This window comes from Clostridia bacterium, assembly GCA_035561135.1.
GTDB lineage: Bacteria > Acidobacteriota > Terriglobia > Terriglobales > Acidobacteriaceae > DATMYA01.
Genome location: DATMYA010000057.1, coordinates 94145 through 108575, shown reverse-complemented (window position 1 = coordinate 108575; position 14431 = coordinate 94145). Strand labels below are relative to the sequence as shown.

General features: G+C 56.2%; 10 protein-coding genes and 1 pseudogene. 6 read left to right on the top strand and 5 right to left on the bottom strand.

Going from position 1 to position 14431, the window contains the following annotated elements; translation table 11 throughout:
• Positions 1-145 precede the first annotated feature (145 nt).
• Positions 146-381 (top strand): annotated as a pseudogene (locus tag VN622_13205) (hypothetical protein).
• Here the strand turns inward: VN622_13205 and VN622_13200 are convergent.
• From VN622_13200 to VN622_13190, 3 genes are all read right to left on the bottom strand, one after another.
• Entirely contained in the window at positions 279-1265 is a 987-nt protein-coding gene (locus VN622_13200; protein ID HWR36820.1) for a tetratricopeptide repeat protein, read from the bottom strand. The pseudogene VN622_13205 and the gene VN622_13200 sit on opposite strands and share 103 nt — an antisense overlap.
• Positions 1266-1367: 102 nt before the next feature.
• Entirely contained in the window at positions 1368-4511 is a 3144-nt protein-coding gene (locus tag VN622_13195; protein HWR36819.1) for a carboxypeptidase regulatory-like domain-containing protein, read from the bottom strand.
• A gap of 548 nt (positions 4512-5059) precedes the next feature.
• A complete protein-coding gene (locus VN622_13190; protein HWR36818.1) occupies positions 5060-5362 on the bottom strand; it encodes a hypothetical protein in 303 nt (100 codons plus the stop codon).
• Positions 5363-5580: 218 nt separating this feature from the next.
• On the opposite strand from VN622_13190, the gene VN622_13185 reads away from it, so the two are divergent.
• Together VN622_13185 and VN622_13180 are read left to right on the top strand one after the other, a co-directional pair.
• The gene (locus VN622_13185) at positions 5581-5904 is read left to right on the top strand and encodes a cupin domain-containing protein (protein HWR36817.1); all 324 of its coding nucleotides are present in this window, start codon (positions 5581-5583) and stop codon (positions 5902-5904) included.
• A 135-nt stretch (positions 5905-6039) separates the two neighbouring features.
• Entirely contained in the window at positions 6040-6531 is a 492-nt protein-coding gene (locus VN622_13180; GenBank protein HWR36816.1) for a carboxymuconolactone decarboxylase family protein, read from the top strand.
• A gap of 5 nt (positions 6532-6536) precedes the next feature.
• Here the strand turns inward: VN622_13180 and VN622_13175 are convergent, their stop codons facing one another.
• Positions 6537-7091, bottom strand: coding sequence for a helix-turn-helix transcriptional regulator (locus VN622_13175; GenBank protein HWR36815.1), 555 nt, complete (start codon positions 7089-7091; stop codon positions 6537-6539).
• Between the two features lie 98 nt (positions 7092-7189).
• On the opposite strand from VN622_13175, the gene VN622_13170 reads away from it, so the two are divergent.
• The 3 genes from VN622_13170 (at position 7190) to asnB (ending at position 11436) form a co-directional block, all read left to right on the top strand.
• Positions 7190-7735 (top strand): hypothetical protein, encoded by a 546-nt coding sequence (locus tag VN622_13170; GenBank protein HWR36814.1) that lies wholly within the window; start codon positions 7190-7192, stop codon positions 7733-7735.
• Between the two features lie 290 nt (positions 7736-8025).
• Positions 8026-9348, top strand: a complete 1323-nt coding sequence (locus VN622_13165; GenBank protein HWR36813.1) for an L-serine ammonia-lyase, iron-sulfur-dependent, subunit alpha — start codon at positions 8026-8028, stop codon at positions 9346-9348.
• A 360-nt stretch (positions 9349-9708) separates the two neighbouring features.
• Positions 9709-11436: an asparagine synthase B gene (gene asnB / locus VN622_13160; GenBank protein HWR36812.1), complete on the top strand. Its 1728-nt coding sequence runs from the start codon at positions 9709-9711 to the stop codon at positions 11434-11436.
• Positions 11437-11574: 138 nt separating this feature from the next.
• Here the strand turns inward: asnB and VN622_13155 are convergent, their stop codons facing one another.
• Positions 11575-14367, bottom strand: a complete 2793-nt coding sequence (locus VN622_13155) for a DUF5695 domain-containing protein (GenBank protein HWR36811.1) — start codon at positions 14365-14367, stop codon at positions 11575-11577.
• Positions 14368-14431: the final 64 nt, after the last annotated feature.

Here is a 14431-nt window from a genome sequence, read left to right as displayed (position 1 = left end):
GCTATTCCATCGCGCAGAGAGACGCAATCGCACTGCTTAAAGCCAGGATCGTTGCGCGTAGGGCAGTTCTCTTTCCGTCAGTGAACGCCGCGCGCTGTTGAACCGGCGAACCGCTGCGCCCCTCCGGCGAGTTGGCCGAACTTCTCTCGGCGCTCACCCTCACATACGGCGTCACGCTTGCGGCTTCGCACCTGCCAACCAGGGTGCGGATACCCGCCTCAGCCATTTTCCGGGCACAGCAATATCCAGCATACCGTCGGCTATACCGCTGGGAAGGTTCAATCATTTGGGAAATTTTTCTTCGTTTGCTTCAGTTGTTCAATCGTGCGCTTGGCTCGGTCTGCCTGCGGGCCATTCGGCGCCTTATCGACAAACTCCTGAAGTGAACTGATGGCCTTCACTGTGTCCCCCTGCCTGACATAGATGTTCGCTAGGAGGAACGGCATTTCCGGAATGTGACTCCAGTCCTTTCCAAGAGCCATCTTCGCGGCTTTCTCAGCGACGTCTGTGTGCCCTGTATCGAGCTGGATTCGCGCCATCTCAAAGAATGGTTCGCCCCTGTCAGGCTGCGCCTTGGCGGCCAAAGCCAGGGTCTTGGCAGCGCCGTTGTAGTCTTTTTTCCGGGCTTGAACACGGGCCAAATTAAGGTAAGAGTAGAGATACTTCGGATCCTTCGCCAACGCCGTCTCAAAAGAGTTCTGCGCCGCGTCCAACTCTCCGACACGCTCCTGGCAGAGTCCGCTCTCCAGGTAAGCAAGCACAAAATCCGGCGCGATCTCGGTTGCCTTCCTGCCGTGATCAAGTGCTCCTTTGCAGTCGCCTTTCAATCGCGATTCCCGGGCCTTCTGCAGTTCCTTGCGGGCACCATCCGGGGCGGCCAGAAAGCGGACTGAAACGAGTGGGTCATCCAGTGATGGTGCAGTATCTGCCGGTGCTGAGTTCGGGTCAGCGTGCAGGGTGAGGCTGATGGTGCGCGATGAAGATCCGTAGAGCTCTACCGGGTAATCCTCAGGAGTGAAGCCGGGTAGGGTCACGCGTACCAGGTAGCTTCCTTCCGGAAGACCGCGCCATAGAACTTCACCGCGTGAATTCGCATAAGCGTGTTCCCAAGGCATATCGCCTTTGAATAGTTCAACACGGGCGAGCCCGGAAAAATCGCCTCCGTAAGCGAGCCTCACCCGGACCTGCAATTCATTCCCAAACTGCGCGAAGCTTGCGGTGCTTGCAACGATCAGTATCAAGAGAGCAGTAGTTATGCGCTTCATCTCCAATTCCTCCTCGCACTGCTGTGAAGAATGCCGGTTCTGCGATTACGTTAGCGACCACAAAAATGGGCCGGCTTTCGCCGGCCCAAAGCACATCAATTCTTAGAAGTTGAAGCGAAAACCAAGCCGCACCGCGACTGGGGACTGGAACAAGTCGCCCTTGTTGTAACGCGGGTCAACAACTGTTCCACCCGAGATGGTGTTGGCCGCGTCAATCGTCGCCTTCCAGTCGAAACCCTGCTGCAAGAACTTGTTCACGTTTGCAAGGTTGGAAGCGTCATTCATGCCTGCGTACGGCAGGTTGACGCTGGCCCGGTTGTAAAGGCGATATCGGTGAATCTCCGTAGCTTGGTTGAATAGGTTTGTGACGTTCACGCTGAATTCGACCGACTTCGATTCGTTCTTAAACGGCTTGAACGTCTGGCGGAGGAACACGTCGGTCTGCGTAAACCAGGGCAGTCGACCCATATCGCCGCGGTTGTTGACCATCATCTCAGCGCTGTTGAAGGTTGCTTCGGTTGTGATCGGCGTACCGCTCAGAGCCTGGAAGAAAAAGCCGATTGCCGGCAGCCTCTTGGGCATCTGATATTGGCCGTTCATCTTGATCTGATGCGGACGGTCAGTGTTCAGCGGACCATCAACTAATTTCCCGCTGGCATCATAGTTCAGGAACCATAGGTCGAAGTAACGAGCGACGTTCGGGTCGGTACGGCCCTGACCGACGCCGTTTGCAGTGTCTTCGTCAGAGCTGGCCAGACCGGAGTAGTTGCCCCGCAGGCGCGAGTAGGTATAGCTCGCGTCAAGTGTCCAGTTGTTTGAATACGGCTTACGGAGACGGAACTCCCAAGCGTTGTAGTTCCGGGTCGCTTTCGGCGTTGCCGGCATGCCAGCCGCGACGAACTTGCTGACCGAGTAACCATAGCCTGGATTGGTGATGAAGTATTCCTCTCCGAGCGGGGTCTGTACGCCAACGTCTTCGATGGCTCGATCAATCTGCTTGTGCACATATTGGAAGCTGAAGATGTAGTCCTTCTTCAGTTCGATCTCCGTGCCAACGATCGCATTGCTCATCCGCATTGCCTTGAGGTCTGGGTCGAGCGTATCGAACGAAGGAATACGCCAATCCAGGTCCTCAATAAACGGCATGCCCGCGAGCGGGCCGCAACTCACCGCGCCGCCTGAAGTTGAACCGGTGCAATTGGTGCTGAAGCCCGCCGGATCGTGAGCGCCACCGGCAAGCGTCCAGTCATCCGCAACCGCCTGATTGATGAGGTAGTACTGGCTATGCCACTTAAAACCGCCAAATGAGCCTTCGGCCATTGACAGCTTCATCATGTCGTAGAACCAGCCCCAGCTCCCGTAAACCTTGGCTTTGCCGTTTCCAAACAAATCAAAGCTGGCACCCAGGCGAGGAGCCACCTTGTCTTTGAATCCCCAGCTGAATGCTGCGCCCTTGAACTGCGGCAGATCGCTGAACGACGGGATCTCTTCCTTTTCGAATCGAATGCCCGGGCTGATGGTCAAACGGCGCCCGATAGTCCACGAGTCCTGGAAGAAGAGCGCGTGGTGATCGGTGTGGATTTTGGCGACCGTGCCGAACGGCGAACGAACCTCTACGTAACCGCACGGGTTGTAGGTAACGGCGTCCGGGCCTACGCAAGAGCTGGCGTGATTCCCCGAGATAGGGGATTCATACGTGCGCCCCCAATTGAAGCGAACGTAATCGTAAGGGTGGGCGTCAGCGATGTCGTGGACCCAGCGGTTGAACTGGTAGCCGCCCCTGAAGTTATGCGAGCCAAGGAAGTTCGCGTTCAAGCTGGCCGTGGCCACATAATTCATCTTCTTCTGGTAGTTCTGGGTCGTCTTATAAGCAGCATCGTTCGGGAACTGGTTGTAGAAACCACTTGGGCGATACAAGGAGCTGCTCGCGGAAACGCCGATTGCATCGTTCGAAGTGCGGAACAGCCATGTCGGCTCCGACGGTCCAACAAACTGGATTACATCCGAACCGTTGAAACCATACCTTGTGTCGATCAGGAATTTCGGGGTGACGGTGAACGTGGCGCCACCAGTGAATGTGTAGCTTGGGTATTTGTAGCCGGCAAGCGCGTAATTGAATTCGAACGCGTCCGTGCCAGCGCGGCTGGGGAGTTCACCCTTGTAGCGCGAGGTGTCCTGCGTGTAGCTGGCAAACAAACGAACGCGCTGCCACGGTTGGAAGTCGATCTTCGCCAGGCCACTGCGAGTAGTGTCGCGGCGCTCATACTTGTTCAGATGCTGAACACCACTCACGTCCGTCATGCGGACTTCGCGGCTGGTGTTTTCAAAGCTCGGGTTTAAGTTGACGAAGAACCAAGCCTTGTCGCGCCAAATGGGGCCGCCGAGGTTGAAGCCAAACTCGTTGCGGATGCTATGGTCTTTCGGGTACTTGATGTACTCAGATTCTTTCTCGTTGGCCAGGTTCAATCGGAGCGTGTTGCGCTCAGCACCGGTGAGACCGCTACCGCTGTTGTAATAATAGAATTGACCGTGGAAGTTGTTGTTGCCGCTCTTCGTTACTACCGAGAGGACGCCGCCCATCGCGCCGCCAAACTCAGCCTCGTAACCACCACTCTTCAGTTGGAGCTCCTGTACGATTTCCGGACGAACACTCTGATTGTTCTGCCCGGTGTACATATTGCTGGTGTCCACGCCATCGACGTAGAACACATTCTCAGAACCGCTGGCGCCGTCGACCGAAATGCCCGCCGCCATGGTCTCGTTATTAACGCTGGGCGTAAGCTTTGCGTAATCAGCGAAATCTCGCGTGCCCGGCACGCTCAGCATCGTGCCGCCCTGAACCGCGTCAGACGATTCGCTTTTGAACGTGTCGATCTGGACAGCCGAGGAGGAGACCTCAACCGTTTCCGCGGATGCGCCGACCTTCAACGGCATCTCGATCGCGAACGAACGGCCAAGTTGGACGGTGACGTTATCACGCACAGCCTTCGCAAAGCCGGTTTTTGCAGCGTTAACCTTATAGGTGCCGGACGGTAGTGCTGTTGCACGAAACGTGCCAGTGCTATCGGTTGTGCCTTCGACCGGGCGGATCAACGCCGTCGATGTCAACGTAATTGTCGCATCGGCGATCACTGCGCCCGATGGATCGGTCGCTTTGATGACAAGTTCGCCGGTCTGCTGCTGCGCCAATACGGGAACGGTGATAAGGCACAGGAGCATTACCAGTAGGAACTGAGCTCTACTCATAGAAGCCTCCATTTGGATTGTTGAGGAAAATTCCCGGGGACCCAAGGAGCCTTGGCCGCCGCTGTGGGTTGCGGGGGTGCGGCACTCTCAAAGCACAAGGCTTTTGGAAGTGATGCACCAGAGCTTAACCACAACAGGTGTAGCGCTATGAGAGGCGTTGCCCTATGAGGAGATTGAGTGTGCTACCCGATGAAGATTTAAAGCCTATTAGTTCGCGGAATCACTCGAAATGCGCAGAGACAACTCTTAAACAAGCTATTTATGCCAGGTGTACGCACAAAAATGGAAGTGTTGTTGGCACAATAGTGGTAGCAATTCGCATTCCAGAGTAGATCATTATATTTTCCAACAACTTACCATCCGCTAAAGTTCTAGAAAATATTGTTTTACGGAAGTGAGTAGTCTCGTTTCTATTAATTTTGGGATTTCCGTCCCGCTCGCGCGAACTCAGAGAGGCGACAAATATCCACTTGCACACGCCTGGTGGAGTTCGGCGTGATCAAATCGGGGGAGGTTTTCCATACCCAAAGAAAAATGAGTCGACACACTCAACCGATCAGAAGGCGAGAAACTGCAAGTCGGCCCACACACCCCTCGGCCGCTCCGCTCAGCGCGGTGGGCTGGCCGCGCAGCTTGGCAGGTTTTTCATGAATAACCATTGCCATCTCCACGATAGGGTTGCCCCAGTGCGGAGTTTGGCTGCTCAACTGGAGAACCTGGGATACGAGGCAGTCGATGGCTCCCGCAACTTCCAGTTTGAAAAGCCGATCCCCAATAGCGCCGAAACCATTTTGGACGGCAGCCTTCATCGATTCGGGCGTAGGATGAACGTACTTGCTGGTAGTGCTCAAGTCGGCATGGCCTGCAGCTCGTTGAAGCGTGAACAGATCCACACCGGTCAACCCAGGTTCGTCAGCGCCGTATGACGGGCACGGTGAACGGTCTTCAGGATTCTTGAGATGGGGGTATCCGATTACGATGGAGCTTTGATATCTGCGGGACTGATTTACAGGCGATGAAGCAGGCGTTAACGAACTTGTTTTCTAAAATGAGAACGGAAGGACCTCAAATGGACTACAAGTTTATTACTGACCTTCTGGCGGATGCGGAAATTCCGAAGGAGGGGATCCACAGCCGCGTGTTGCAAAAAGACGAGCATGTGAATATCACCCTGTTTGGATTCTCCGCCGGGCAGGAACTCTCAACGCATTCGGCACCAACGCCTGCAGTCATCTGCATCTTGAACGGTGAAGCAGACATAACGCTTGGGGAGGATGTGCATAAGGCGAAAGGCGGTTCGTTCGTATATATGCCCCCCTTGCTCCCGCACGCTATTGCGGCGAAGGTTCCGACGACCATGCTCCTGGTCCAAATCAAGGTCCCCAGAAAGTAGCGGACTTACAATGTGGAGCGCGACATTCCGCATGACGTCGAAGCAAAGACGGATAGCGTCTTTCTTCTAGCCATCGCGTGGACAAAATAGTGACATCGAGCGAATGAAACATACGGCTTAGCGGAGGACTTCAAAGTGGCATCGGAAGAGAAACCGGCGTTTGAGCGCATCAACTTCAAGGAGCGTGTTCCGGGAGCATATCAAACCATGCTCGCGCTGGAAACGTATGTTCACCAGACCGGCTTGGAAACTTCGCTGCTGGAACTCGTGAAGATGCGGGCTTCGCAAATCAACGGCTGCGCATACTGTCTCGACATGCACAGCAAGGATGCGCGTGCAGCAGGCGAAACGGAACAGCGTCTGTATCTATTGTCTGCATGGCGCGAGGCCCCCTTCTACAGTGATCGTGAACGCGCGGCCCTGGCATGGACCGAGGCCGTGACCCTGGTCAACGAAACCCATGCACCGGACGAAATTTATGAACTCGCGCGCGAGCAGTTTTCCGAAGAAGAACTTGTGAATCTAACAATGGCGATCATCGCTATCAATGGGTGGAACCGGCTGGAGATAGGCTTCCGCGGGGTCGCCGGCACGTACCAGGTGGAGAAACAAAGTCCAGCGCGATAGGACTGTCACCGCTGCGCAACCGGTAGGAGCAAGTCTTCCAGGAAGAAAGCAGAAAGCTCGGTGCGGCTTCGCAAGCCCGACTTTCGGTAGACCGCGAGCGCCTGCTGGCGAACCGTCGTCTCGGTTGTCGATCTAATTGTCGCAATTTCCTTATGTGTGAGGCCCTTCAGCAACAGAAGGCCGACTTCTCGTTCTGCGGGTGTGAGTGACCAGCGTGTAAACTGCCGATCAATCGCTTCCCCCAGCCCTCTAAGGGCATCCTGCGCCTCTTCCCGGAATCGGACGGCTTGCCATTGTGCCGCTTCGAGATCCACACTCAACTGCTTCGCTTGGCGCTGTACCAAGTTGAACCGTCGCCACATGAGCACCAACCCGACTACGGCCAGCGCCATTACAAATCCTTCCGCCAGTACATGGGACGGCATGGTGCCAGAGCGGTAATCGACCGCAATATCAATTCCTATGAGGACGGCGATGATCGCAAACAGGGCCATCGCCAATGACGTTGGCAGCGATCCAACATTCGTTCGATTGAGCGGTTCAACTCTCTCTTTTTCCATGACTTACACCTCGCGTACGTCCGTGCGATGACAGGACACCATTCGGCGCCTACGCTCGTCTGGCGCGTTCATTATGCGCCAAAGTGGAGGAGAACACCGTGACGACACCTTTGCATCCCGCGCTGGTACACCTGCCCCTTGGGCTGGCTTTTGTGGTTCCATTGCTCGCGATCGGATTTTCCTGGGCGATCTGGAAAGGACATATCCGGGCACGCAGCTGGTTCATGATCGTTTTTCTCCAGGCGCTACTCGTTGCAGGCGGCCTGGTTGCAATGAATACCGGCGAACGTGAAGAGGATCGTGTTGAATCCGCCGTTCCGAAACAGGCGCTACATGAGCACGAGTCGCTGGCAACGCAATTTCTGTGGGCTGCTGGTATAACGCTCGGCATAGCACTCCTCCCGGTAGCATCTCGCCGGCCTTCTGTCGTTCGTGCTTTTACAGCAGCGACGGTAGTGAGCACCTTCGTAGTCGCGGGAGCAGCTTTGCGCGCTGGTCATGCCGGCGGCCAGCTCGTTTACGTATACAACGCGGGGTCCGCGTACGGGGCTTCCAGCCAGCATACAGCACAGTCCGACTCCGATTTAGGGGTCAAGGTACCAAAGACTTCGTCTATCGTGCGGCGCGATCATGATGACGATTGAGCATCACGACCGTGACATGAAGGAACAATGCTGAGGCTTGTCACAGCATTCTTTTGTGCGAGTTCTGTACAGCGCGGTGCGTTCGATCTGAGGATCTGTTAACGCATAGTCTCCAAGGCGCTCCGACAATTCGTACCCGTAGGAGTGCCCCTTTTCCTTCAAGATAAGCAGCAGCACCGGCTCGATAATTCGGTAAATATTGATTACTATTAGCTAATCAACAACTAACAAGATTCGTTGAAACCGAAGTGAAAATCGCGGTCGCAACAAAGTCGAAAAGGGCCCCGGGTATGAATCTCGAATTTCTGTTCCACCAAATCCTCAAGCCGGCCTTGGGATGCACCGAGCCGGTTGCGGTGGCACTGGCGGCTTCGGCAGCGGTGCAGGCTTCCGCCGGATGGACGCCGAACTCAAAGGTGCTCCCGTTGCCGACGGTGAAGGAAGCAGATGTGAGCGCGATTCGGATGCGCGTGAGTCGAAACATATTCAAGAATGCGTTCGCCATCTTGATTCCGAATGCCGAAGGCCGCAAAGGCATCGTTATGTCTGCGGCGCTGGGCGTCTTCTGCGATCCGCGACAAGGCATGGGCCTGTTTCAGAACCTCGATGCCGAACTTATCCGCTCTGCCGATGCCCTGGTCCGCTCGAACAGAGTACAGGTCTCCATCTCCGAGGAGGCTCCCTCGGATCTGTTTATCGAGGTTGAAGTGGAGTTGAAGGGTGGGAGAGGCGAGTGCACGATTCGGGATGAACACTCGAACATCACTTGCCTGAAGCGGAATGGCGCCGCCATCCATGGTTGCGACACTATAGCAACAGGAATTGCCCGGTATTCTCCAGAGGTGAAAGCGCTCAAGGGCATGAACTTATCTGAGTTGATGGCTCTCGTAGAAGATCTGCCCGCAGGCGTGCTGTCGTTGCTCCGCGAAACGATAGAGAAGAATGTGACCGCGTGCAAGGCAGGACTTACGAGTCCGATGGGAATCGGCGCTGGATTTTTCGGTACATCGGGCGGCGCGCCCGTGAGTGTTTCGCAGTACGTGTCGAGTTTAACGGCGGCCGGCAGCGACGCGCGTATGGCCGGTTATCCGGTGGAGATCATGACCTCATGCGGGTCGGGCAACCAGGGCATCGTCGCGACGATTCCCGTCGTGGCCTACGCTCGCATGCACTTGCTCGATGAGCAACGCTTGCTGAAGGCGCTTGCGCTTTCTCACCTTTTGACGATGTACATCACGACTTACGTCGGCTATCTCTCCGGGTTATGTGGCGTAGCGATTAAGGCAGGTACTGGCGCGGCGTGTGGATTGACGTACGTGATGGGCGGAGGCGTTGAAGATGTGGAGCGGGCCATCAAAATCATGGCCGCGACGCTCACGGGAATGATCTGCGACGGTGCCAAGGTCGGTTGCGCGCTCAAGGTGAGCAGCGCCGCCGACATGGCCGTACGCGCGGCGTCGCTGGCGATGCGCAAGGCTGAGGTTCCGGACGACAACGGTATCGTTGCGAACACGGCAGAGCAAACGATCGAGAATCTTGCACAGCTTAGCCGATCTATGGACGTAGTCGATTTGAAGCTGATCGAAATCATGCTGGCGAAGATCCCTCAGTAGTTCGTCTGAGGCGGCGCGGAAAGTTTGGTTGAGCGCTTGCCTGGAATCGCGTTGGAACGGGCGCTTGACAACCCCAACGGCGGATTTCAAGCGGCGATTCTTCATGATCCGACCAGCTTATCTTGACGGCGGACTCACATTTGTACGATGATTGACTAGCTAATAACATGCCTTCTTGCCTCAACAGCAATAATAATAATTGCCTCCTCCGCGCGAATCGTGCGGGGGCCGGCGAGGGCATGGGCTAAACCCCCAACAGCACTCGACAAGGTTCCCACCCCCGATTCGCGAAAGCGGTCGGGGGTTTTCTTTTGCTGCTTATTCCATGTTTTCTTAGCGATTTCTCAGAATCGAGGCCTTATGTGCGGCATTCTCTCCATACTCAATATTGATCCCACTCGCGACGACAGCGCCGAGTTACGCAAGCGAGCTTTGGCGATGGCCAAGAAGCTTCGGCACCGCGGCCCTGACTGGAGCGGCATCTATAGTCATCCGCGCGCGATTCTCGCCCACGAACGCCTCTCCATCGTCGATGTTGAACATGGGGCGCAACCATTGATCGACCCGCGAAACTGCAACACTCTTTCCGTGAACGGAGAGATTTACAACCACAAGCGCCTCCGAAGCGCGCTAAAGGACGCGCACGAGTTCCGTACTTCATCCGACTGTGAGGTCATCCTCTACCTCTACGACGAGTTTCATCCGATGGAGTTTCTCAACCGCATGAACGGCATCTTTGCGTTCGTGCTCTACGATCCGCGCCGGAACGACTTCCTCATTGCGCGCGACCCGATCGGAGTCGTCCCGCTTTACCTCGGATGGGACCGCCACGAGCACCTCTATGTCTCATCCGAGATGAAGGCGCTTGCCGGCGTCTGCGAACGCATAAGCGAGTTCCCGCCTGGACACTACTTGCTCGGCAGCGAGCCGGAGAAGGGGTTCCAGAGGTACTATCGTCCGGCGTGGGCCGACGCTGCGGCTTATCCTACAAATGACTACGATCCCGCGCAGTTGCGTTCTGCGCTCGAGAGTGCGGTGCATCGGCAACTGATGTGCGACGTCCCGTATGGCGTGCTGCTCTCCGGCGGCGTGGATTCGTCCATCATCGCCGCGATTGCAGCCAAGTACAGCGCCAACCGCGTCGAGGAAGAGGACAAGAGTCCCGCATGGTGGCCGCGCCTGCACTCGTTTGCCATTGGTCTTGAAGATGCACCCGATCTCATCCCGGCGCGCAAAGTCGCTGAGCATATCGGCTCCGTTCACCATGAAATTCACTTCACGGTGCAAGAAGGTCTCGACGCGCTCTCCGACGTGATCTATCACACGGAGACCTTCGACATCACGACGATCCGCGCCTCCACTCCGATGTATCTGCTCATGCGCAAGATTCGTGCCATGGGCATCAAAATGGTTCTCTCCGGCGAAGGCTCTGACGAGGTGTTCGGCGGATATCTCTACTTCCATAAGGCGCCGGATGGCCGCGAATTGCACGACGAAACCATTCGCAAGCTGAACAAGCTCCATCTCTACGACTGCGCTCGCGCCAATAAATCAAGCGCCGCGTGGGGAGTTGAGGCGCGCGTTCCATTCCTGGATCGTGAATTCCTCGATGTCGCGATGACACTCGCTCCGGAGATCAAGCTGCCGAGGAATGCACGTCACCCATCAGCGATCGAGAAGTGGCCGCTTCGCAAGGCGTTTGAGGGCTATATCCCCGAGGAGATTCTGTGGCGGCAGAAGGAGCAGTTCTCCGACGGAGTTGGGTACGGCTGGATCGACGCGTTGAAGGCCGCTGCCGAAAAAGAAATCACCGACAACATGATGCGTGGAGCGGCAGAGCGCTTTCCGTTGAAGTCTCCTGAGACAAAAGAGGCGTACCTCTATCGGCAAATCTTCGAACAGCACTTCCCCTCCGCAACTGCGGTCAACTGCGTTCCGTGGGAACGCAGCGTTGCATGCAGTACCGAGACCGCGTTGAAGTGGGACAAGGCTCTGCAAGGGATAGTCGATCCTTCAGGACGGGCCGTAGCGGGAGTGCATACGGAGGCCTACGCAGACCAGCACCACACAGCTAGCCTGTCTTCCTGACAGAGGGTCCCAACCCGAGTCGAAGGAGCTTTTTTGCGTAGAGTTTGCTTCAAGCAGATGGAGAGTGGATAAAGCAGGGCTGGGAGCAAGATGCTCTCAGCCCTGTTTTTTAGAACGCGACAGCGATCAGATCGACGATTACTTCTTAACGTTAAGTTCTACCCACGTTGTCTCTTGGCTCAAAGGGACGACATATGCGTCGCGCTCCATCACGAACTGTCCGCGCGGGCCGTAGCCGCTCTTTGCCTTTCCGGGTTGCTCCACGCGTAAGCCCGCTGAGTGTGTGAACTGTGTCGAAGGAGCGAGCCCAACGCGCACGGTTCCGGTCACAGCATCCAACTCGATGGCGTCAAATTTTCCCGAGTCGAGTGTCAACCACAATCCTGCGGAAGCTATGTAGACGCGCGTGCGGAATGAGTCCAGCGGGGTGACCTTAATAGTTTTACCCTCGCTCTTAACATTGCCGCCAAACGACATCCAGCCGAACTCCGGAGTGTGGACAACGTACGTTGCTGTGTTCCAAGCGTGGCCGAAGAAGTTTGGACCGTAGTCGCCAGTCAGCGGGTCGAACTTGAGCATGTCCGGGAAGGAATGAAAAGCCGCGGACGCGAAACCTTCCTGGTCGATATTAGTGATTGCGCCCATGGTGCCGCCGTAGCCAACGCGCAGCAAGTAGAGGTCTTCTGGATGCTCACGGTACTCGCCTAGCACGGGTATAGCGTTCATTCCGGAACCGTAGTGATGGAGTTGGCGCTCAATCCGGCTGTACTTGCCGCCATAAAGAAAATCCCAGAAGCGGCGTGCGCTCCCGTTATAACCCCAATGTGGCACGGTCGGGTCGTAGCCGAGAATCGCGTTCAGCGTGACGTTTGCTTTGTCTTCATAGCCGAAGTATTTCGTCCACGCATAGACTTCTTCCTGTCCGGTCGAGTCCCATGGCATCTCACTGCCGAACGGGAACTTTTCTTCCTTCCATCGGTCGGCGCGCTTCTTCATGTCGGCTTCGAGTTTTCCCGCTTCGGTGTTCATGCCCTCACGCTTGAGGTCGGTCAATATCTGAACGAATATGTCTCCTTCCATCTGGCCGAACCTGGCGTAGTAGGGACCATATTTGACCATGGCCATCGAGGTCTCGTACGCATGATGCAGATACCAATCCCAAGGATGGTTAGTGACGAGCCCCTGGTTGTTTCGGGCCAGGCGGTAGAAGACCCAATACGCGGCCGCAACGTGCGGATAGTTGAACGACCGCTCAACTGACATGGACGCCTTCTTGTTCCAACTCGTCCACGACTTCCAGTTGATATCGCTCCGATAATAGTTAGCGGGCATCTCGTTGGGCTCGTAGTAGAAGAGACTCTTGCGCACGCCGTACGGGTGCTGGCCGTCTTTGAACTGCAACCCGCCCCAGAGTACTTCGTCCACGAATAGCTGCAGCTTGTCGATCTCTTCCTTATTCGGCTGGCCCAACTGTTTCATGAATGCGGCCAGCCACGAGCCAGACCCGCCTTCATCGCCCAGGCCGGCAATCCACACACGGCTTTCCTGATCGACGATCCGGTTCGCCTCGCGATCGTAGCTCATCACGGAAGGACTGCGGTGGAAGGGGTCTTTGGGATCGACAAACCATTGCTTCGTCGTCAGGAAGTTGCCCATGTCAGCCACGGCCTGTTGATGCGGCTTGGTGACGAAGTATTGGATCGTCTGTACCAGGCCATCGGCGTATGTGATGGTCAGGCGAGAGCGTCCCCAGGTTTTCCCCTTCACACTGAAAACCTTCCACCCAGGCGCCGTCGGCTGTTCCTTGCTGATAACAACCGCACCCGCAGGCTCAACGTTGAGAGATTTCACGTCTTTCCCATACTGCAGGAACAGGCGTCCGTCGATGTCCGTGGGCAGCACGTAACCGGGGACTCCCACGGCAACGGGCCTGTTATTTGCGGCCAGCGTCTTTTCTATGTTGCGGATCGATTCGGAAACGAGAAACTTGATTCCGTAGGTCTTTGACTCGCCGGGGGCCAGCGTCAGCATGGTAGGGGCATTCCACTGCTCGGCTGCCTTCCACTCATTTTCGGCATATGCCTGGCTGTGAACCATCCAATCGAAAAAACCTTCGAAGGTCATGCCGCGAGGGGTGGGGTCTGTAAAGATGGGAGTGGATCCACTGCCGCCGCGCCTTGGGTTCAGAATTGGGTTATAAGCCTCAAAGGGCGTTTGCCCGTCCGGCACCACCACCAACGCGGGGCCATGTCCGTTTAACCGCGTCACCTGCAAGTAGCCGGCATCACGTCCGATATATGGATCGAAGAACGAACACGCGGCGTGCGCCTGCTCCAGCGAGCGTTTGTTGATCACGTTATTGAAGACCATCGGGATGCCGAGCGCGCCAACCTGGACCGCCTCCGTGCCTTCGTTCTTCAGTACGAAGCGCAGCGCGAGTTTGCCGCCATCCACCGCCCATATGCGGGTAACATGCAGCGGGAAATCCGGCGGCAGCGTGGGGTTCAAAGCGGCGGCAGCAAGGACATTGCCCGAGGTAGGAAGCGCCGTAACCGGAGTGCGTGCAACCGCAGTCGAATAGCTCTTCCATTCGCCTGAGGTGCCTTTGCGAACGCGCAGGTCGAGATCACCAAGGTGATAGTAGCCGTCCTTCGAGCGTTCAATGAGAATGTCGCCCGGAGCGAAATCGAAGCCGGCGGCATCCGCCTTTGGCTTCAGCGCGGCGAGCGTCTGCGACGAGCGCACGAGTTTCAGAGCAAAGTCAGGAGTGTCCAGGTCGACGATGCCCTGGCTGAGCATAGGGCCGGGAGTGGGTGGCGCCTCAGGCTTGTCCTGGGCTACGACAAGCGTTTGCAGACCGATAATTGCGCTCAAAAATATGACGACGTGCTTCGTGATCGTCTTCGCTGGCGAAAACACTGTCTTGTTCATCTCATTCCTTATGTACTTGATCCGGCGCTATTGACCACACGGTGACCGCAGGGCATTCCTGCTT